General features: G+C 59.0%; 18 protein-coding genes and 1 pseudogene. 9 read left to right on the top strand and 10 right to left on the bottom strand.

Annotation, left to right across the window (positions count from 1 at the left end; translation table 11 throughout):
• Positions 1-114 precede the first annotated feature (114 nt).
• The 5 genes and pseudogenes from ACTIEN_RS19280 to uvrA all read left to right on the top strand — a co-directional run bounded on the left by ACTIEN_RS19280 (position 115) and on the right by uvrA (position 8,192).
• On the top strand, positions 115-1,134 hold the full coding sequence (locus ACTIEN_RS19280) for a carbohydrate ABC transporter permease (protein ID WP_439524779.1): 1,020 nt from the start codon (positions 115-117) through the stop codon (positions 1,132-1,134).
• 14 nt (positions 1,135-1,148) lie between these two features.
• Positions 1,149-2,306 carry a carbohydrate ABC transporter permease gene (locus ACTIEN_RS19275; protein WP_439524778.1) on the top strand — a complete coding sequence of 386 codons (1,158 nt, stop codon included), beginning with the start codon at positions 1,149-1,151 and terminating at the stop codon, positions 2,304-2,306.
• Positions 2,307-2,381: 75 nt separating this feature from the next.
• Complete coding sequence (gene bglA / locus ACTIEN_RS19270) at positions 2,382-4,034, top strand: beta-galactosidase BglA (RefSeq protein ID WP_439524777.1); 1,653 nt, start codon at positions 2,382-2,384, stop codon at positions 4,032-4,034.
• A gap of 26 nt (positions 4,035-4,060) precedes the next feature.
• Positions 4,061-5,149: pseudogene (locus tag ACTIEN_RS19265) on the top strand (ABC transporter ATP-binding protein).
• Between the two features lie 154 nt (positions 5,150-5,303).
• Positions 5,304-8,192 (top strand): excinuclease ABC subunit UvrA, encoded by a 2,889-nt coding sequence (gene uvrA / locus ACTIEN_RS19260; RefSeq protein WP_439524776.1) that lies wholly within the window; start codon positions 5,304-5,306, stop codon positions 8,190-8,192.
• A 4-nt stretch (positions 8,193-8,196) separates the two neighbouring features.
• On the opposite strand, the gene ACTIEN_RS19255 is transcribed toward uvrA, so the two are convergent.
• The 5 genes from ACTIEN_RS19255 to ACTIEN_RS19235 all read right to left on the bottom strand — a co-directional run bounded on the left by ACTIEN_RS19255 (position 8,197) and on the right by ACTIEN_RS19235 (position 14,259).
• On the bottom strand, positions 8,197-9,771 hold the full coding sequence (locus ACTIEN_RS19255) for a Hint domain-containing protein (RefSeq protein ID WP_439524775.1): 1,575 nt from the start codon (positions 9,769-9,771) through the stop codon (positions 8,197-8,199).
• 147 nt (positions 9,772-9,918) lie between these two features.
• Positions 9,919-10,791 carry a 3-hydroxyisobutyrate dehydrogenase gene (gene mmsB, locus ACTIEN_RS19250; protein ID WP_439524774.1) on the bottom strand — a complete coding sequence of 291 codons (873 nt, stop codon included), beginning with the start codon at positions 10,789-10,791 and terminating at the stop codon, positions 9,919-9,921.
• The gene (locus ACTIEN_RS19245) at positions 10,788-11,837 is read right to left on the bottom strand and encodes an enoyl-CoA hydratase/isomerase family protein (protein ID WP_439524773.1); all 1,050 of its coding nucleotides are present in this window, start codon (positions 11,835-11,837) and stop codon (positions 10,788-10,790) included. Before ACTIEN_RS19245 ends, mmsB begins: the two co-directional genes overlap by 4 nt.
• Positions 11,838-11,916: 79 nt before the next feature.
• Complete coding sequence (locus ACTIEN_RS19240) at positions 11,917-13,056, bottom strand: acyl-CoA dehydrogenase family protein (protein WP_439524772.1); 1,140 nt, start codon at positions 13,054-13,056, stop codon at positions 11,917-11,919.
• 75 nt (positions 13,057-13,131) lie between these two features.
• Positions 13,132-14,259 carry a carboxylate-amine ligase gene (locus ACTIEN_RS19235; RefSeq protein ID WP_439524771.1) on the bottom strand — a complete coding sequence of 376 codons (1,128 nt, stop codon included), beginning with the start codon at positions 14,257-14,259 and terminating at the stop codon, positions 13,132-13,134.
• A gap of 161 nt (positions 14,260-14,420) precedes the next feature.
• Here ACTIEN_RS19235 and ACTIEN_RS19230 point away from each other — a divergent pair, with 161 nt between their 5' ends.
• Positions 14,421-15,098 carry a hypothetical protein gene (locus ACTIEN_RS19230; protein WP_439524770.1) on the top strand — a complete coding sequence of 226 codons (678 nt, stop codon included), beginning with the start codon at positions 14,421-14,423 and terminating at the stop codon, positions 15,096-15,098.
• 5 nt (positions 15,099-15,103) lie between these two features.
• Here the strand turns inward: ACTIEN_RS19230 and ACTIEN_RS19225 are convergent, their stop codons facing one another.
• Together ACTIEN_RS19225 and ACTIEN_RS19220 are read right to left on the bottom strand one after the other, a co-directional pair.
• Positions 15,104-15,535: a hypothetical protein gene (locus ACTIEN_RS19225; RefSeq protein ID WP_439524769.1), complete on the bottom strand. Its 432-nt coding sequence runs from the start codon at positions 15,533-15,535 to the stop codon at positions 15,104-15,106.
• Positions 15,536-15,598: 63 nt separating this feature from the next.
• Positions 15,599-17,098, bottom strand: coding sequence for a CoA-acylating methylmalonate-semialdehyde dehydrogenase (locus ACTIEN_RS19220; RefSeq protein WP_439524768.1), 1,500 nt, complete (start codon positions 17,096-17,098; stop codon positions 15,599-15,601).
• A gap of 101 nt (positions 17,099-17,199) precedes the next feature.
• Between ACTIEN_RS19220 and ACTIEN_RS19215 the strand changes: the two genes are divergently transcribed.
• From ACTIEN_RS19215 to coaD, 3 genes are all read left to right on the top strand, one after another.
• A complete protein-coding gene (locus tag ACTIEN_RS19215) occupies positions 17,200-18,093 on the top strand; it encodes a LysR family transcriptional regulator (RefSeq protein WP_439524767.1) in 894 nt (297 codons plus the stop codon).
• Between the two features lie 63 nt (positions 18,094-18,156).
• Positions 18,157-18,591 carry a CBS domain-containing protein gene (locus ACTIEN_RS19210; RefSeq protein WP_439524766.1) on the top strand — a complete coding sequence of 145 codons (435 nt, stop codon included), beginning with the start codon at positions 18,157-18,159 and terminating at the stop codon, positions 18,589-18,591.
• A gap of 80 nt (positions 18,592-18,671) precedes the next feature.
• Positions 18,672-19,172, top strand: a complete 501-nt coding sequence (gene coaD / locus ACTIEN_RS19205) for a pantetheine-phosphate adenylyltransferase (protein WP_439524765.1) — start codon at positions 18,672-18,674, stop codon at positions 19,170-19,172.
• Between the two features lie 53 nt (positions 19,173-19,225).
• Here the strand turns inward: coaD and ACTIEN_RS19200 are convergent, their stop codons facing one another.
• The 3 genes from ACTIEN_RS19200 to ACTIEN_RS19190 form a co-directional block, all read right to left on the bottom strand.
• Positions 19,226-19,390 (bottom strand): hypothetical protein, encoded by a 165-nt coding sequence (locus ACTIEN_RS19200; RefSeq protein WP_439524764.1) that lies wholly within the window; start codon positions 19,388-19,390, stop codon positions 19,226-19,228.
• Between the two features lie 207 nt (positions 19,391-19,597).
• The gene (locus tag ACTIEN_RS19195; RefSeq protein WP_439524763.1) at positions 19,598-20,065 is read right to left on the bottom strand and encodes a DUF2383 domain-containing protein; all 468 of its coding nucleotides are present in this window, start codon (positions 20,063-20,065) and stop codon (positions 19,598-19,600) included.
• A gap of 156 nt (positions 20,066-20,221) precedes the next feature.
• Positions 20,222-20,686 (bottom strand): type I glyceraldehyde-3-phosphate dehydrogenase (locus tag ACTIEN_RS19190; protein ID WP_439524762.1); only part of this gene is annotated, 465 nt, incomplete at its 5' end.

Genomic DNA, 20,686 nt, shown 5'->3' with positions numbered 1-20,686 from the left:
TCGCGCAGTCCATACCCACAAAGCTGCAAAGCCAAGACTCCGTATAAGGGACGACCGGTGGCACACACTGGACCCGCAAACATTTGGGCCAGCTAACATTCTGGGAGGGACAGCATGAATCCCGCATTTCAAGGTCTTCTGACCATCGCCATCGGCGTCGGCGGATGTCTGAGTTACTTTTACTTCTCGAACCAGTTTCTCGACAAGGTGTTGTTCCCGGCCAAAGGGCCAAATGCGGGCAAGAACATCAATCGCGCCAACCTCGTGCGTCCGTGGCTGTTCCTGCTGCCTGCGATCCTCGCGCTTGGGCTGTACCTTGCCTATCCCGTCGTTGAAACGATCCGCCTGTCGCTGACAGAACGACAGACGCTGTCCGACGGAACAACGGTTTACAACTTTGTCGGCCTTGCCAATTACGTCCAGATGTCCGCTGACCCGAAATTCTGGGAGGCGCTGATCAACAACATGTTCTGGCTGATCGTCGTGCCTGCCATGTCGACCGCCTTTGGCCTTCTGGCGGCGCAGCTCACCGACCGGATCGGATGGGGCAACATCGCCAAGTCACTGATCTTCATGCCGATGGCGATTTCCTTTGTGGGTGCCGCCGTGATCTGGAAACTGGTCTACGATGCCCGCCCTCCGGGATCTGAGCAGATCGGCATTCTGAACGCGGTCTATGTCTGGCTGACCGGCAGTGATCCGCAGCAATGGCTGACAACGCCATTCTGGAACAGCTTTCTTCTGATGATCGTGCTGATCTGGATTCAGACCGGCTTTGCCATGGTGATCCTGTCGGCCGCGTTGCGCGGTATCCCGGAAGAAACCATCGAGGCGGCGATCGTCGACGGGGCGAACCCGTTCCAGATTTTCTTCAAGATCAAGATGCCGCAGATCGCGGGCACCATCGTGGTGGTCTGGACAACGATCACGCTGGTGGTTCTCAAGATCTTCGACATCGTGTTCGCCATGACCAACGGGCAATGGGGGACACAGGTTCTGGCCAATTACATGTTCAACCAGCTGTTCGTCGCCCGTGACTGGGGCGTCGGATCGGCTAGTGCGATGGTGATCATGCTTCTGGTGACACCGATCCTCTACTGGAACGTGCGCAATGCGCGCAAAGAAATGCGCTGAGGGAGACAGAGACGATGGACAATATCGCTGGAACCAAATCCTCCCTCACCTGGGCGGTTCATATCTCGGTGGCGCTGCTGGTGGCGCTTTGGCTGTTCCCGACCGTGGGGCTGTTCGTGTCGTCCTTTCGCACGGCGGACCAGATCGCCACGTCGGGCTGGTGGAAGGCGCTGTTCCCGACCGAACAAAGCCTCACGCTGCGCACCGCGGACCCCGATGACCAGGTGCTGGTGGACGGCGTCTATGTGATCGAGGGCAACCTTTTCACCGGTGAAGACCTGTCGGACGAGATCGACATGTCCGCATGGGGCACGTCTTCACGCGATATCGGGGCGTACACGCCGGGCGAAACCGCAGAACTGGGTGACGGCGAACAGATCACGGTGCAGGCCAATGGCGATTACCGGCTCGAAAGCCCGGTCGAAATGGAAGGCAGCCGGGGACAGCGGATTTTTGTGATCGCCGAATTGCCGCCGGATTTCACGCTTGAGAACTACCAGCAGGTTCTGTTCTCGGGCAACGCGACCGACAGCATGGCCAAGGCGTTCTTCAACACGCTGACCGTCACCGTTCCGGCGACCATCATTCCCATCGTTGTGGCAGCCTTTGCGGCCTACGCGCTGGCATGGATGGATTTCGCGGGCAGGGCGCTTTTGATTGCGATTATCGTCGGGCTGCTGGTGGTGCCGCTGCAACTGGCGCTGATCCCGCTATTGAAACTGCATCTGGGGATCGGCATTGGAAAGGGGTATCTGGGCACCTGGCTGGCCCATACCGGGTTCGGGCTCCCCCTGGCGATCTATCTCTTACGCAATTACATGGTCGGCCTGCCACGGGACATCATCGAGAATGCCCGTGTCGACGGCGCGACCGAGTTCCAGATCTTCGTCAAGATCATCCTGCCGCTGTCGTTCCCGGCGCTGGCCAGCTTTGCGATCTTCCAATTCCTCTGGACGTGGAACGACCTGCTGGTGGCCAAAGTGTTCCTGATCGACGCGACCGGGCAGACCACGGTGATGACCAACCAGATCGTCGAGCTTCTGGGTACACGCGGCGGCAACTGGGAAATCCTCGCCACCGCAGCTTTCGTATCCATCGCGGTGCCGCTTCTGGTGTTTTTCGCGATGCAGAAATACCTCGTGCGCGGCCTGCTTGCCGGCTCTGTGAAATAATGTGTCCCGCCTGTGGCGGGGCCAAACTGAAAACCGCATTGGCGATGGTTGATGCAAGAAAACAGGATACTGACCGTGGCAAACACTCTGGCCGCTGAAACCCCAGCTGTAGACAATGACTGGTGGCGTGGTGCGGTGATCTACCAGATCTACCCGCGCAGCTTTCAGGACAGCAATGGCGACGGGATCGGTGATCTTCTGGGGATCGCGCACCGTCTTCCCTATGTGGCGTCTTTGGGCGTCGATGCGATCTGGATCAGCCCGTTCTTCACCTCACCGATGAAGGATTTTGGCTATGACGTCAGCGATTATTGCGACGTCGATCCGATGTTCGGCTCCTTGGCGGATTTCGACGTGCTGGTGCAAACTGCGCACCGGCTGGGCATCCGTGTGATGATCGACCTTGTGCTGTCGCACACGTCGGACGTTCATCCGTGGTTCATGGAAAGCCGCGCTGATCGCACCAACCCGAAGGCGGACTGGTATGTCTGGTCCGACCCCAAGGAAGACGGCACACCCCCCAACAACTGGCTGTCGATTTTCGGCGGCTCAGCCTGGCAGTGGGACGCGCGGCGCGAACAGTATTACATGCACAACTTCCTGACCTCGCAGCCGGATCTGAACTTCCACAACCCGGATGTCCAGCAGGCGCTTCTGGATGTGACCCGGTTCTGGCTGGATCGGGGTGTGGACGGGTTCCGTCTGGACACGATCAACTTCTATTTCCACGACAAGAAGTTGCGCAGCAATCCGGGCCTGCCCAAGGACAAGCGCAACGCCAATATCGCGCCCTCGGTGAACCCGTATAACCATCAGGAACACCTCTATTCCAAGAACCAGCCCGAGAACCTCGCGTTCCTTGAACGGTTCCGCGCATTGCTGGATGAATACAACGGCACGACATCTGTCGGTGAGGTTGGCGACGCGCAGCGCGGCCTTGAAATCATGGGTGAATACACGAAGGGCGAAAACCGCATTCACATGTGTTACGCCTTTGAATTCCTGTCCGGTGTCGAACCGACGGCTGACCGGTTTGTCGAAGTGCTGACCCAGGTGGACGATGTGGCGTCGGATGGCTGGGCCTGCTGGGCGTTCTCCAACCACGATGTCATGCGCCATGCCAGCCGCTGGAACCTGTCACTGGCGGCGCAACGGCTGTTCGCCACGTTGATGATGTGCCTGCGCGGGTCGGTGTGTCTGTATCAGGGCGAAGAGCTTGGTCTGACCGAGGCCGATGTCGCCTTTGAAGACCTGCAAGACCCCTACGGCATCGAATTCTGGCCAGAATTCAAAGGCCGCGATGGCTGCCGCACGCCAATGGTTTGGGAAGCGTCGAACCAGAACGGTGATTTCACCACCGGTCAGCCGTGGTTGCCGGTCAGCCACGAACACCTGCACCGCACTGTTGCCCATCAGGAAGACGACCCGGCGGCGATCCTGCACCACTACCGTCGCGCCATCGCGTTCCGCCATGCGCAGCCTGCCTTGGCCAAGGGGGATCATGACGGTGTCAAAAGCAACGGCTCCATCGTGCATTTCACCCGCAGTCACGACGGCGCAACGATCTTCTGCGCCTTCAACCTGAGCGACCAACCCGCGACCATGGCAATGCCCAAGGGCAACTGGGCGCAGATCGGTCTGGAACTGGGGAGCGCCGGACCACAAGCAGACGGCAAATTGCATCTTGGCCCGTGGCAACCCTGCCTCGCGCTTAAAATGACATCCTGAAAGAACAGGATAAGGGAGGGATAGACATGGCCAATTTGAAGCTGACGAATGTCGAAAAAACCTATGCCGGCGCGGTCAACGTGCTCAACAACATCAACCTCGACATCAAACAAGGCGAATTGATCGTCTTTGTCGGGCCTTCCGGCTGTGGCAAGTCCACGCTGTTGCGGATGATTGCCGGGCTGGAAAAGATCACCGGAGGCACGCTGGAAATCGACGGGCAAAAAGTCAACGACATGCCCCCCGCGATGCGTGGGATTGCCATGGTGTTCCAGTCCTACGCGCTTTACCCGCACATGACGGTGCGCGAAAACATGCAGTTCGCGCTCAAGATCGCCAAGAAGCCGCAATCCGAGATTGATGAGGCCGTCAACCGCGCCGCCAAGATGCTGCAACTCGACGAATATCTTGACCGTTTGCCCAAGGCCTTGTCCGGTGGCCAGCGGCAGCGCGTGGCGATTGGCCGGTCGATTGTGCGCGACCCCAAGGTGTATCTGTTCGACGAACCGCTTTCCAACCTCGACGCGGCGCTGCGCGTTGCGACCCGGATCGAGATTGCGCAGCTCAAGGAACAGATGCCCGAAAGCACGATGATCTATGTCACCCACGACCAGGTCGAAGCGATGACGCTGGCCACCCGGATTGTGGTTCTGGCCAACAAGGGGATCGCGCAGGTCGGTGCGCCGCTTGATCTGTACGAACGGCCCAACAGCGAATTTGTGGCGCAGTTCATCGGGTCTCCGTCAATGAACCTGTTGCCGGGGGAAATCACCGGAACCGGTCAGCAGACCACGATCAAGATGGAAGGCGGCGGCACCGCGGTGTCGGATTAACCGACCACCGACGCGGATATGGGGCTCAAGGTCAATGTCGGGGTCCGTCCCGAAGATTTCCTTGAAACCGATGGCGATTACATCTTCGAAGGCCAGGTGAACATCACCGAGGCCCTGGGAGAAGTGACGCTGCTTTACTTCGAAAAGCACGGCAAGGCGGATGCAGTGATCGGCAAGCTGCCCGGTATTCACGCAAGCCTGCGCGGCAATGTTGTGAAATTGGGCGCCTCGCCTGACAAGGTTCATGTGTTCCACAACGGAACATCGCTGCTGTATCGCTGACCTATCGTGAATCCCGTATGACGGCCCCGGACATGTTCCGGGGCCGTTGTCGTTTCCTGTGGATGAACTGTGGTGTTCCATTTTTGTTCTCGTTTTTCCATTGGCGAAACGCAAAGTCTCTACTATGTGTTAATCAACCATATCGGGGGACCACATGGCCGAGCTGAAGAACATCGAGGTGCGCGGCGCGCGCGAGCATAACCTCAAGAATATCGACGTGGACATTCCGCGCGACCAGCTTGTGGTGATCACCGGCCTGTCGGGGTCGGGCAAGTCGTCGTTGGCCTTTGATACGATCTACGCCGAGGGACAGCGCCGTTACGTCGAATCCCTGTCGGCCTATGCGCGGCAGTTCCTCGACATGATGGAGAAGCCGGATGTGGACCACATCTCTGGTCTGTCCCCGGCGATTTCCATCGAACAGAAGACCACATCCAAGAACCCGCGTTCGACCGTCGGCACCGTGACCGAGATTTACGACTACATGCGCCTTCTTTTCGCGCGCGTCGGCACACCCTACAGCCCCGCCACCGGCCTTCCCATCGAGGCGCAGCAGGTGCAGGACATGGTCGACCGTGTCATGGCGATGGACGAGGGCACGCGCGCGTATCTTCTGGCCCCCATCGTGCGCGACCGCAAAGGTGAATACCGCAAGGAATTCCTTGAGTTGCGCAAGCAGGGCTTTCAGCGGGTCAAAGTGGACGGGCAGTTTTACGAACTCGACGAGCCGCCAACGCTCGACAAGAAATTCCGCCATGACGTCGACGTGGTGGTGGACCGGCTTGTGGTGAAAGACGGGCTGGAGACCCGGCTTGCCGACAGTTTCCGCACCGCGCTTGATCTGGCGGATGGCATCGCGATCCTTGAAACCGCGCCCAGCGAGGGCGAACCGGAGCGGCACACGTTTTCGGAAAAATTCGCCTGTCCCGTCAGCGGCTTCACCATTTCCGAAATTGAACCGCGCCTGTTCTCGTTCAACGCTCCGTTTGGGGCTTGCCCGGATTGCGATGGTCTTGGGGTCGAGCTGTTCTTTGATCCCAACCTCGTTGTGCCCGACACCACGCTCAAGATCAGCGATGGCGCATTAGCCCCTTGGCGCAAAGGCAAATCGCCGTATTTCCTGCAAACCATCGAAGCCATCGCCAAACATTACGAGTTCGACAAGAACGCCCGCTGGAAAGACCTTGATGCCCATGTGCAGCAGGTCTTCCTGTACGGCTCTGGCGACGAAGAAGTGCCGTTCCGCTATGACGAGGGTGGTCGTGTGTATCAGGTCACGCGCACTTTTGAAGGTGTGATTCCGAACATGGAACGCCGCTACCGCGAAACCGACAGCAACTGGATTCGCGAAGAATTCGAACGCTTTCAGAACAACCGCTCCTGCGGCACCTGCGGCGGCTATCGCCTGCGAGAAGAGGCGCTTGCGGTCAAGATCGGTCCCGCGACAGGTGGGCAAGACCAGCTTCTGCATGTGGGGCAAGTTGTTCAAATGTCCATCAAAGAGGCGTTTGACTGGTGCAACACGGTGCCGGAACACCTGACCAACCAGAAGAACGAGATCGCCAAAGCCATCCTCAAGGAAATCCGCGAACGCCTGGGCTTCCTGAACAATGTCGGTCTCGAATACCTGACGCTGTCGCGCAACGCGGGCACATTGTCAGGTGGTGAAAGCCAGCGGATCAGGCTTGCGAGCCAGATCGGTTCTGGCTTGACCGGTGTGCTTTATGTGCTGGACGAGCCGTCCATCGGCCTGCACCAGCGGGACAATGACCGCCTGCTCGGAACACTGAAATCCCTGCGCGATCAAGGCAATACGGTGATCGTGGTCGAACATGACGAAGAGGCGATCCGCGAGGCCGATTACGTCTTCGACATCGGTCCGGGCGCCGGTGTGCATGGCGGGCAAGTGGTGGCGAAGGGCACGCCGCAAGAGGTGGCGGACGATCCCGCGTCCCTGACCGGCCAATACCTGAGTGGCGCGCGCGAAATTGCGGTGCCGACAGAACGGCGCAAGGGCAAGAAGGGCAAGTCGATCAAGGTGGTCAAAGCCTCTGGCAACAACTTGCAGAACGTCACGGCAGAGTTCCCGTTGGGGAAATTCATCTGTGTGACCGGTGTCTCGGGCGGCGGCAAATCCACGCTGACCATCGAAACCCTGTTCAAGACCGCCTCAATGCGCCTCAACGGGGCACGTCAGACGCCTGCACCCTGTGAGACGATCAAAGGTCTGGAACACCTTGATAAGGTTATTGATATTGACCAGCGTCCCATTGGCCGGACGCCGCGATCCAACCCCGCCACCTATACCGGCGCGTTCACTCCGATCCGCGACTGGTTCGCCGGTCTGCCCGAAGCCAAGGCGCGCGGGTACAAACCGGGGCGGTTCAGCTTCAACGTCAAGGGAGGGCGCTGCGAAGCGTGCCAGGGCGACGGTGTCATCAAGATCGAAATGCACTTCCTGCCCGATGTCTATGTCACCTGCGAGACCTGCAAAGGCGCGCGCTACAACCGCGAAACTTTGGAAATCAAGTTCAAAGGCAAGAGCATAGCCGACGTTCTTGATATGACGGTTGAAGATGCACAGGAGTTTTTCAAGGCTGTCCCGAGCATTCGCGAAAAGATGGATGCGCTGGTACGCGTGGGGCTTGGCTATATCAAGGTGGGGCAGCAGGCGACCACGCTGTCCGGAGGTGAAGCGCAGCGTGTGAAGCTGTCAAAAGAACTGGCCAAACGGTCCACGGGCCGGACGCTTTACATTCTGGACGAACCAACAACTGGCTTACATTTCGAAGATGTACGCAAACTTCTTGAAGTTTTGCATGAACTTGTGGAGCAGGGCAATTCAGTGATCGTGATCGAACACAATCTCGATGTGATCAAGACCGCAGACTGGCTGATCGACATTGGTCCCGAAGGCGGTGATGGCGGCGGACAGATCGTTGCAACTGGCACACCGGAACAGGTGGCCGAGGTGGCGGCATCCCATACCGGTCACTATCTCAAGCCGATGCTGACATCGAAGAAACAGATCGCGGCGGAATAGACCTTTACGCGCTTCGCGCTTGCAAGGCCTGTGCCTCATAGGTCTTGAGGATCGGGCGCGCCGCATCCCAACCAGATGAGGTAAGGTTCGCAAGTTCCGGGAAAAGCGTGATAATTTCTGCGCAGCTTTCTTCGGAAAAGGCGTGTTTCATCATCGGACCGGGCAGGTAGCTTTCGGACAGCAACCCGTGTGCGGTCAGGATCTGATGTTCGTCGAACAGCAGGTGGACATATGTCACCGGCGTGTCGCGCTCTTCGCGGCAGACGGTTTTATGGTTCACGAGGTCTTTGGCCTTAACCAACACTTCGGACGCTCCGAACAACAGTTCCGCCCAGGTATTGCACACCAGAACCCGGTGTTGCGGCGACAGCCAGACATCCTCTGTTGCACCATAGCTTCCGGCCCGAATGCGGATCGGGGCAAAGTCGCCCTGTGCCGCGATAGAGCGTGATCCGGCCCAGCGAACCGCCTGCGGCCCCTGATCCAGCGTCAGGACAAGATCACCGGGGCGCAGGGTCTCGATCGCTCTGGGACCATCCGGTGTTTCGATCATGGTTCCAGCCACAAAGCAGGGCAGCTGATCAATCTGAACGATCGCCGTGTCGGTTTGGCCCAGACCATTGTCGATGGTATAGGTGAAATAGGCTGTCTCGATGTCGCCATCGGACAAAACCGTCAGAGTGCCATCGGCATTCAGAATGACCGTCTGACCGGAGGTCAGGGTGATGGTGCTTCCGACAGAAACCGGATTCCCGTTGATATGGGTGATGGTCAGCGTGCCGCCGGTCGAGCTGTCATTGTCCAGAACGTCAAGTGTCTTGCTGCTGTTCAACCCGACATTCGCAGAATCGTCGACGGCGACCAAAGACGCCTGTGCCGACCCGCCCGCAATCAGCAGGTTGGTGTCATAGGTCGAGTCCGAAACGTCGGCCACACCGATCTTGATCGTGTTGGGAACACCTGCATTGACCGGAGCCGCAACACTGAGCGTGACGGTGAAACCGTCCATTTCCGTGTTGAACTGATCGGCCTGGTTGTCCCTGTATAGGTTGGCCGCCGTGTTTCCGTTGATGTTGCCAACCGACACGTTGCCGTTTCCGACCGTGACCGTCGCCTGGGTTCCGTTGACCCAGATTCCCACAACATCTAGAAAGGCGGAGTTGATGTATTCGGGATATTCTTCCGAACTGATGACGAAATCCAAAGTCAGCAGGTCTCCGTTCGGAGTGAAATTGACTTCGAGAAAGGATGCATCAAAGGTGTTCAGCCCCCCGGAAATGGCACTGAAGTCGCTGTCTCCGGGTTGGCCGTTGCTGAAAGATCGCCCGGTTGACGTGTTGGTGTTCAACGACCCCGAGTTGTTGGTGATTCCGGTGGCGCGTCCCGTGGACAGGATGACACCGGAATCGCCGGGTGTCAGCTCGGGCGATATGGTGTCGCCATTTGTATAGATGCCGGATGCCAGATTGGCACCTGTATAGCTGGCAGAGTTGACCGTGATGCCCGGTCCGAAAATCGTATCCGCCATCTGGGACGCAGTTGCGCCCGTGTTGATGGGAAGTGCCTGTGCGATGGGCATGACTGTCCCGCCTTACCGTTAACCAACTTTGGCGATTGGTTTGGCAGCGTAAGGCGGCGGTATTGTGCAGCAATTTAGCTAAGTTTTAGGCTATTTCGGTCTCCTTCGGGGCGGTTTCGGCCCGATTGTGACCTCGCTGTTATGCGGTCACGACCGCCCACGTTTTTCAAAGCGCGGCAGCATGGCCGAAAAATCCTGCCCGGTGCCGCCTTCTTCTTCTACGAAACGCCGGTAGAGATCGGTCGCTGCCTGACCAAGCGGTGTATCGGCATCCGAGCCTTCGGCGGCTTGCTGGCTCAGACGCAGGTCTTTCAACATCAATTCCGCCGCGAACCCCGGTTTATAGTCATTGTCCGCAGGGCTTTGCGGCCCGATCCCCGGAGCCGGGCAATAGGCGTTCATGGACCAGCTATAGCCCGACGATGTGGACACCACGTCAAACATCGCCTGCCGGTCCAGACCCAGCTTGTCGGCCAGTGCAAAGGCTTCACATGTCGCAATCATGGTCACACCAAGAATCATGTTGTTGCAGATCTTTGCTGCCTGACCGTTTCCGGACACGCCGCAATGAACAGATTTCTGACCCATTGTTTCAAACAGGGGCAGGGCGGTCTGATAGCCGGCCTCGGATCCGCCGACCATAAAGGTCAGGGTTCCGGCAGCAGCACCACCAACGCCACCCGAAACAGGCGCATCCAATGGCAGGAGACCGGCAGCCTCTGCATCGGCGGCAACCGCGCGCGCGCTGTCCACGTCCACTGTCGAACAATCCAGAAACACAGCACCTTTGGGCATCACAGGGATCACCTGTGCCGCGACGGCCCGCAGGATATTGCCATTGGGCAGCATCGTGATGACGACATCCGCATCCGTTGCCGCCTCGACCGCGCTGCGCGCGTTGGACACGCCGTTCACCGTGACTGTGGCCATGTCAAAACCGATGATGTCATACCCGGCCTTGGCCAGGTTTGACGCCATAGGCGCGCCCATATTTCCAAGACCGATAAATCCGATTTTCATGTCGTCCCCCTCTGTTCGAATGCCAGGTTTTCCCCGGTCACGGGTGCCAGCATGGCCGCGATATCGGCCTCGGGCACCGCATCCAGATCATGTGACCATTTTGGCGATTTGTCTTTGTCGATGATCGCCGCCCGAATGCCTTCGATGAAATCGCCCTTTTCCATCGCGCGCGACGTAAAGCGGTACTCCAGTTCAAGTGCTGCGCGAATATCACAGGTGCCGGTCCGCAAGTGATGCAGGATTTCCAGCACACAGGCCATCGCCAGCGGCGCATTGCGGGACAGTTTGCTCAGTGCATCCTTGGCAAAAATGTCGTCATCCTGTTTCAACGCGGTGACGATGTCCTGCAAGGAGGAGCCGCCAAACAGGGCATCAATCCGTGTCTGCGCCGCCTGTAGGCGTGACGCAGGTGCCGGCTTGGCCGCACCGCTCAGCGCGGCCAGATTTCCATCTGCGCAGATCGCCACTTTCACGCCGGGCCAGGCGTCTTCGGGAACGTAAAGATCTGCAAACCCGACATGAATCGCATCTCCCGGTCCCATACGGTCCGTGGTCAGGCCCAGATAGTCCCCAAGGCGTCCGGGAGCGCGGGCCAGCAAATACGAGCCCCCAACATCCGGGATCAGGCCGATCCCGCATTCCGGCATGGCGATCTTGCTGCTGTCGCCCACAACCCTGTGCGACCCATGACAGCCAACCCCGACGCCGCCGCCCATGGTATAACCTTGAAGAAAGCTGATCACCGGCTTGGGATATTCCGCGATCAACGCATTCATGCGGTACTCATCGCGCCAGAAGCGTTGACCATAGCTGTAATTGCCCGCAGTGCCCGTCGCATACATTTCGGCAATGTCACCACCTGCGCAAAAGGCCTTTTCGCCCTCTGCGTCGATCAGGATCAGCTTGACCGTGGGATCCGACCGCCAGGTCCACAGCGCCTCTTCCAGAGCAAGGCACATGTCATAGGTCAACGCGTTGAGCGCGCGTGGTCGTTGCAACGTGATGCGGCCGGCATGGCCATCTTGGCGGATATGGATGTCAGTCATGTGTCCCTGTCTGGTTGAGGGCAAAGAGAAAGGCGCGCTGTCCCGTGGTCTTTCTGGCCGAGGAAAGTCGGAAAAAGGGTCACTTGGCCAGCATGTGTCGCGCCACGATCAGGCGCATGATTTCATTGGTGCCTTCAAGGATCTGATGGACGCGCAGATCGCGGACCAGTTTTTCGATCCCGTAATCCGCAAGATAGCCGTACCCGCCATGCAGTTGCAGGCATTGGTCCACAACCCTGGATCCGGTCTCTGTCACGAATTTCTTGGCCATTGCACAGAACTTGGGGGCATCCGGCGCGCCTGTGTCCAGTTTCCATGCAGCTTGACGCAAGAAGGTGCGCGCCGCCTGCATGTCGATTTCCATGTCGGCCAGCCGGAACTGCAACGCCTGGAACTGATCAATGGACGTTCCGAAGGCCTTGCGCTCGGCCATATAGGCCAGCGTGGCCGTCAGCCCGGTCTGCGCCGCACCAAGCGAACAGGCCGCGATATTGAGCCGCCCGCCATCCAGCCCGGCCATGGCGTAGGCAAATCCGCGCCCTTCTTCGCCCAAGAGGTTTTCCGTCGGGATCTTGCAATCGTCGAACTGCACCTGCCGCGTCGGTTGACTGCGCCAACCCATCTTGTCCTCGAGCCCGCCAAAGCTCAGCCCCGGAGTGCCCTCTTCGATCAGCACGGCTGACACACCTTTTGGCCCTTCCGCGCCGGTGCGTACCATTGCAACATAAGTGTCGGAATAGCCGCCGCCCGAAATGAACGCCTTGGTTCCGTTGAGCGTGTAGCCTTCGTTCGTGCGGTCCGCGCGGGTCTTGAGCGCAGCTGCGTCCGATCCGCTTCCGGGTTCGGTCAGGCAATAGCTCAGCACCGTTTCCATCGTCATGGCCTTGGGCAACACGCGGGCCTTCATGTCGTCGCTTGCATATGTGTCGATCATCTTGGCGCACATGTTGTGGATCGACAGAAACGCCGCAACCGACGGGCAGGCCATCGACAAGGCTTCGAAAATCAGCGTTGCATCCAGCCGCGACAGCCCGGCGCCACCGCTGTCTTCGGACACATAGATCCCCCCCAGACCCAATGCGCCGACCTGCGGCCAGAGGTCTTTGGGAATGGTGCCTTCGGCTTCCCAGTCGCGGGCATGTGGCGCGATGGTTTCCTGCCCGAACGCGTAGGCCATGTCGAAAATTGCATTCTGTTCTTCACTCAGGGCAAAATCCATCGTGACGCTCCTCCCTTGGATGCGTGAAATGAACGCTTGTTTAATTAGCAACTGTTTCAGGATTTTTGCAAGAGGTCAAAGCCCGTCGTGAAACGCCTCGACCAAATGGCTGACCACCGCCTGCATCTGCCCATCCGCATCTTTGCCTGCCGCCTTGGCATCCGCCACAACCGCGCGCTGCCGGGTGGTGCCATTGCCCTTGGCGACAATGTCCCGGCTGTGTTCGAGTTCGCGCAGGCAGCGCAGAATCCCGGCGTCCTGTTCGCAGAGTTCGATCAATTCGTCGGTCAGTTCGGCCATCGGAACGATCTCGCCACGGCCGAAATCAATCAACCCGTCGCTCACCCCGTAGCGCTGCGCACGCCAGCGGTTTTCGCCAATCAGGAACGGATCGTAGCGCCGCCAGCGCTGATTGCGCACCCGCAGTCGCCACAGCATCCGCAGCAGGCACTGGTTGATCGCCGCAAGCGTCAGCGTGTCCTCAAGCCGGGGCTGAACATCCATGATCCGCGTTTCCAGCGTCGGAAAGCTGTGCGACGGACGCAGGTCCCACCAGATCTTCGAACTGTCCTCGATCAGGCCAAGATCGACCAGGATCCTGACAGAGCGTTCGTATTCTTCCCAATTGTCGAAGGTCGGCGGCAGCCCGGTGCGGGGCAGGTTGTCGAACACCGAAATCCGGTAAGAGGCCAGTCCGGTATCCTGCCCCTGCCAGAATGGAGAGGAGGTCGACATCGCCAGCAGATGTGGCAGGAAATAGGCCATCTGTCCCATCAGATCGGCGCGCAGGGCATCGTCGTTCAGTCCAACATGCACATGCATCCCGCAGATCAGCATTCGCCGCACAACACCTCCCAGGGCATCCTGCAAATCGTTGTAGCGATCCTTGTTCGTGTGGTGCTGGTGCTTCCAGTCGCCAAACGGATGACAAGATGCGGCAATCGGGGCAAGGTTATGCACCTTCGCACAACGCGCCACCGTGCTGCGCAGCCGCTTGAGATCGTCACGCGCGTCGTTGATGTCGGCGCAGACCTTTGTGCCGATTTCGATCTGGCATTGCAGGAATTCCGGGCTGACCTGCTTTTCCAACTCGGCCGCACAGGCTTCCATCAACCCTTCCGGAGCCTGCGCAAGGGCCATGCTGTCAAGATCGACCAGCAGGTATTCCTCTTCGATCCCAATGCTGAATTCAGGTTCCTGCATGGCGTGCCTCCGATATGTCTTTTGTTAAAATGACCTGACATCCTGAAAAAAGCAAAACCTGTTGCAGAGTCAGAGCGTATCGCGGGCGACCAGAAAAGAGTCCTTTTTTGAAATCAAGCTGGCTAGACTTTCCGGATTGATGAACAGAAGGAATTTTTGAAGTGCCAACAGTTTCAGATTTCGCCCTCATGTCCAGCGGTGCATATGACGCGACACCTGCCGTGCCCCGATGGACCGCCGGCCCCCCGCAATTCGATCGCAATTCCGGACTCCGGTCGATCATCTACACAGATGGGACCGTCATGGTGGTTGCTTTTCGCGGAACCGACAATCTGTCGGACCTTGTGGAAGATGCGCAGCTGACCTTTGCCATCAATACCGCGATGTATCCGATCGGAGAGGCGGTTGCAGCAGGCGCGGGGGCGCATGGTCCGGTTTACGTCACCGGCCATTCGCTTGGAGGTGCGGTCGCGCAGGTGGTTGGATCCCGCATGGGGCTTCCTTTCATCACCTTCAACGCACCCGGCGTTGCGCTTATCGCGTCCCGCAACATCTGGCAGACCAATTACTTTGCATTTCAGGCCCGCGCGATGGGCGCTGCTGCCAGTGCACTCACCAATCCAGGCCAGACCATGCGGGATATCACCTCTGCGTTCAGCATCGCCAACGGCAAGAATTATCGCCTGAGCACAGATGTCGTCAGTGCAACCGGCGTGCATTACGGCGACGTCATCACCTTGCCAGCGGGAACGGCGAACCCGGCAACCGCGCATGGGATTGCGACGATGATCGGCGTCCTGTCGCGTGTGTCGAGCGGAAACCTGACCTTCCCGGCCTAGGGGGGTTACAAGGTGTCGCGAAAGACGCTTTGCAGCAGCGCGTCGATGGTCCGATAGGGCAGGCCAAGCGAGGCCAGTGCCTCGTCTTCGGTGTTCTGAACAATCGCGATCACGCCATGCGCGTCAGACCACCCGTTTCTGGCAAGGGCCGCCGCTTTTTGCGATATGGGTGTATTGGCAAGGTAGACCATCATGGTCTCTTCCTCACGATTGGCGAGGTCTTCGCCCTTGGCCGCCTGTAATTGCATGACCCGCGTAAAATCGCGCTCCATGTCCGTGATGCGGCTGAGATCTATCAGATGCCGATGGCCGGGTCGGGCGTCCGGGTGCCGGGCATATTCCCCAAACGCGGCCAGGCTGTCCTCGACCAGCATGACGCCGCTGTATTGGACATAGACTAGATTATACTTCGGCAGGATTTGAAAGGTGGCAGGCATGGAACCTCGAACGCAAAAGGGCGGGAACAGGCCCGCCCTTTGTCCGCGAATTGATCAGCTAAATCAATCCATTGCTTTGAAGTTGAATTCGCCACCTTCCTTGATGCCCGACGGCCAGCGCGATGTGATCGTCTTGGTGCGGGTGTAGAACTTGAACGCATCCGGTCCGTGCTGGTTCAGGTCTCCGAAAACGGATTTCTTCCAGCCGCCGAAGGTGTGATAGGCAAGCGGCACCGGGATCGGCACGTTGACGCCGACCATGCCGATATTGATGCGGTTGGCAAAGTCGCGCGCCGCGTCACCGTCACGGGTAAAGATTGCGGTGCCGTTGCCGTATTCGTGGTCCATCGCCAGCTTGATGGCTTCTTCGTAAGAACCGGCGCGCACGGTCGACAGGACCGGGCCGAAGATCTCTTTCTTGTAGATGTCCATATCCGGTGTGACCCGGTCAAACAGGTGCGGACCGACAAAGAACCCGTCTTCGTAGCCTTGCAGGTTGAAGTCGCGACCATCGACAACCAGCTCCGCGCCCTGATCAATGCCTGACTGAATCAGGCCAAGGATGTTCTGCTTGGCAGCCGCCGTGACAACCGGGCCGTAATCCACGTCATTGCCCGCAGTGTAGGGTCCGACCTTCAGCTTTTCGATCCGCGGGACCAGCTTTTCGATCAGGCGGTCAGCGGTTTCGTCGCCCACCGGAACCGCGACCGAAATCGCCATGCAGCGTTCGCCGGCGGCGCCATATCCGGCACCGATCAGCGCATCGGCGGCCTGATCCATGTCGGCGTCAGGCATGATGATCATGTGGTTCTTGGCACCACCGAAGCACTGCACGCGCTTGCCGTTGGCGCAGCCTGTGCCATAGATATATTCCGCAATCGGGGTCGAGCCGACAAAGCCGATGCTTTGCACAACCGGGTGATGCAACAACGCATCCACGGCTTCCTTGTCGCCGTTGACGACTTGCAGGATGCCCTTGGGCAGACCGGCTTCCTCCATCAGTTCCGCCAGCATCAGCGGCACCGAGGGATCACGTTCGGACGGTTTGAGGATGAAGGCGTTGCCGCAGACGATGGCAGGCGCGAACATCCACATCGGGATCATCGCCGGAAAGTTGAACGGCGTGATGCCAGCGGACACACCCAGCGGCTGTTTCATCGAATACATGTCGATGCCCGGACCGGCGCTGTCGGTGTAGTCACCCTTGAGCAGTTCCGGCGCTCCGATGCAATATTCAACGACTTCGAGCCCGCGCTGAACGTCACCCTTTGCATCCGGGATTGTTTTGCCATGCTCGCGGCTCAGCGCCTCGGCCAGCTTGTCCATGTCGCGGTTGAGCAGGCCGACAAACGCCATCATCACCCGCGCGCGGCGCTGCGGGTTGGTCGCGGCCCATGCCGGTTGCGCGGCGGCTGCGATCTCGATGGCCTTGGCGACTTCGTCATTGGACGCCAGCGGGCATTTGGCCTGCACTTCGCCGGTTGCAGGGTTGTAGACATCGGCAAAGCGGCCGGATGTGCCTTTGACGTGTTCGCCGCCAAGATAATGGGTCAGTTCTTGCATGGAATCCTCCTCAGGTGGTTGGAGAAACACTAGCCTTGCAAAAATGCGGGGCAAAGAGGCAATATCTCAAATGAGTTTTGCAAAAATGCAAGGGATGCGGCGTGCAAAGTTGGGATGACCTGCGGATTTTCCTGTCCGTCGCGCGCAGCGAAACCCTGTCCGGTGCAGGTCGCCTGTTGCGGATGGACCCGGCCACCGTTGGCCGCCGCGTGGCAAGGTTGGAAGAAGCGATAGGGCAGGCGCTTTTCGTCAAAAGCCCGGTGGGCTACACCCTGACCGAAGCCGGAACGCGGCTTGTCGATCATGCCGAACGGGCAGAGGCGGCAATGCAGGGGGCCAGCGCGGTTCTGTCGGGGGATGCGGAAACCCTTTCCGGCCAGATTCGGATCGGTGCACCGGATGGCTGTGCGAATTTTGTCCTGCCGCGCGTCTTTGCGGATCTGTCCAAGGCCAACCCCGATCTTGATCTGCAAATTGTCGCCTTGCCCCGCGTGGTGAACCTGTCTCGGCGCGAAGCGGACATGGCGATCACTGTCAGCCCGCCAACAGCGACGCGCCTGTCGTATCAGCGCATCACCGATTACCGTTTGCACCTTGCGGCAAGCCAAAGCTACCTGGCAAGCCGTCCTCCGATCACGGGGATCGCGGATCTTCATCACCACCGGATCGTTGGCTACATCCCCGACATGATCTTCGACAAGGAACTCGATTACCTCAGTGACCTGAATCTTGATCGCGTCGCGCTGGCGTCAAACTCTGCGTCCGTGCAGCTTCAATTGTTGCGCCAGCATGGCGGTATCGGCATTGCCCATGATTTCGCACTGCCCTTTGCCCCCGGTGTCACCCGCATCCTGACCGACGCGTTGTCCTTCACCCGCAGCTTTTACCTTGTGCGCCATGCCGAAGATCGCAGGCTTGATCGCATCAGTCGGTTTGCCAAGGCACTGGTGCAAGCCATCCGCGCCGAGGTTGCGCGTCTTGAGACCCTACTTTGAAACACTTGACAGATCACGGGCCAGTGAGGACGCTGGGGTTATATCGGGACCGGAGGAAATAACATGCAAGTCCACCACATTCTCAAGAGCAAGGCGACGGATGCCGTTGTGACCGTCAAGACCGGGACCACACTTTCCGACGTGGCAAAGATCCTCGCGGAGAAACGCATCGGGACGGTGGTCGTCTCGAATGACGGCGAAACGGCAGAGGGCATCCTGTCAGAGCGCGATATCGTGCGTGAGTTGGGCAATCGCGGCGCGACCTGCCTGACCGACACGGTGGACACCTACATGACGTCCAAACTTGTCACCTGCAGCCGCACCGACGATGCCGATCACATCCTGTCACAGATGACGGACGGACGGTTTCGCCACATGCCGGTGATCGAAGACGGCAAACTTGTCGGACTGATCACCATTGGGGACGTGGTCAAGGCACGCCTGACGGAACTGGCAATGGAGCGCAATGCGCTGGAAGGCATGATCATGGGGCACTGACCGGCTTTCGGACTTCGACTTGAACTCCGGCCCATTTTGATGCCAGACAGGCAAAATTGACGACACTCCGGAGACTGCCCATGCGCATCGGTCTTTATCCCGGGACTTTTGACCCGATCACCATGGGCCATATCGACATCATCCGTCGGGCCGCTGTGCTGGTGGACAGGCTTGTCATCGGCGTGGCGATCAATCGGGACAAGGGACCGCTTTTTGATCTCGAAGAACGTGTGGCCATGCTCGACGCCGAGTGCGCCGCGCTTTCGGAACAGACCGGGATCGAGATTGTGGTCCATCCGTTTGAAAACCTGCTGATCGACTGCGCCCGCGATGTGAATGCCACGATCATCGTGCGCGGACTGCGCGCCGTGGCGGATTTCGAATATGAGTTCCAGATGGTCGGCATGAACCGTGCCCTGGATGACAGCGTCGAGACCGTGTTTCTCATGGCCGAAGCCCGGCATCAGGCGATTGCCTCCAAGCTGGTCAAGGAAATCGCCCGTCTGGGCGGGGACGTGAGCAAGTTCGTGACGGCCCCGGTCCGCAGGGAGTTGACCGCGAAATTCAAGACCCGCAAATGACAAAAGCCGCGCAAGGATGCGCGGCTGTGTCAGTCATCGGGGGTGAGAACCCCTCAGCGGCCGTAAATGGCCCGCTCTGCAATGATCTCTGCGTCGCCCTGATAGATGTTCAGGTCAAGCGCCACATCCAGTGGCATCGCGCGGATTTCCCGAACGGTGCGATTGTAAGCGGCCCGCTTTTGAAGACGGTCACGCACGGAAGACATAAAATGGGCCATGGTCAGTCCTTTCCTTGCTCTATGGTCCTGCGCTGCAACGCGGTTTGCGCTAACAGCTACAGGTTGGAACATAAGGATGCTGCGCCGCAGAACAACTGACATGAGGGAAAGTCCGCCCTGCGTCTGATGCAAGGCTGAGGCCGGGCGGACGTCCCAGATTAGTGGGCCAGATCGGTGGGCCAGATTGGTGGGCCAGATTGTGTTAGATCAGTCGAGATGTGCGGTGCGGTCAAGCAGGTCTTCCAATTCCGCCCGCATGGCGATCAACTCGGCTTCGTGGGGCGCAGCGCAGTTCGTTTCGGCGTCTCGAAAGGCGGCCAGCACCTGGTTTTCACCCCGGCGAACCTGATCCATGACATCTTCGTCGATCTCGTCGAAAAAGGCCCGGATAGATACGACAGCCTTGTTGACCGTTCCCATGAGCGATCCGTCTTCGTCGACCTGGCCATGCAGCAACTTGGAAAGTCGGTCCGCGTGCCGGGCGTGCAAGTCGCGAAACGACGTGGCCACATCCCGGAATTCGGGTTCGGCCTTGTCTACCATGACGTCGAAACCTGCTTTCGCATCGACGATACGCGTGTACAGATTGCGCAGGTGGTCGTTCGGAGTGGTGGGTTGCGTCTCGAAACTCGGGTCGAGATGCGGTTTGCCGGGGTTGAGAGAGGTGTCCGTCATGGTGTCTCCTTTTCCGTCGGGTCCAGCCCGACCTGAAGAGGAAAGTCCCAAGTATCGCCCGAAGTTCCCGACGCCTGGCAGACCGCCGGTGCGATGGGCGCGGATCCGCCGAATGACCGGGTCGGCGCGCCCGCTTCGAGGCGCGCCGGGTGAGGTTCAGATCAGCTTGCCCATCGCCACGGCTGTGTCCGCCATGCGGTTGGAGAAACCCCATTCGTTGTCATACCAGCTCAGGATGCGCACCATATTGCCGTCCATGACCTTGGTCTGATCGGTGTGAAAGATCGATGAATGCGGATCGTGGTTGAAATCCGACGACACCAGAGGTTTGTCCGTATAGCCCAGAACACCCTTGAGCGGACCATTGGCCGCTGTGCGGATCGCGTCGTTGATTTCCTCGACCGTGGTGTTGCGGGACGCTGTAAAGGTCAGGTCAACCACTGATACGTTCGGCGTCGGAACGCGGATCGCCACGCCATCCAGCTTGCCATTGAGCTCCGGCAGCACCAGACCCACGGCCTTGGCCGCTCCTGTGGAGGTCGGGATCATGCTGAGCGCGGCAGCGCGGGCGCGGTAGAGATCCTTGTGCATCGTATCCAGCGTCGGCTGGTCGCCGGTATA

The organism is Marivita sp. (genome assembly GCF_051859345.1).
Classification (GTDB): Bacteria; Pseudomonadota; Alphaproteobacteria; order Rhodobacterales; family Rhodobacteraceae; genus Marivita.
This window is presented reverse-complemented; position numbering and strand designations above follow the sequence as displayed.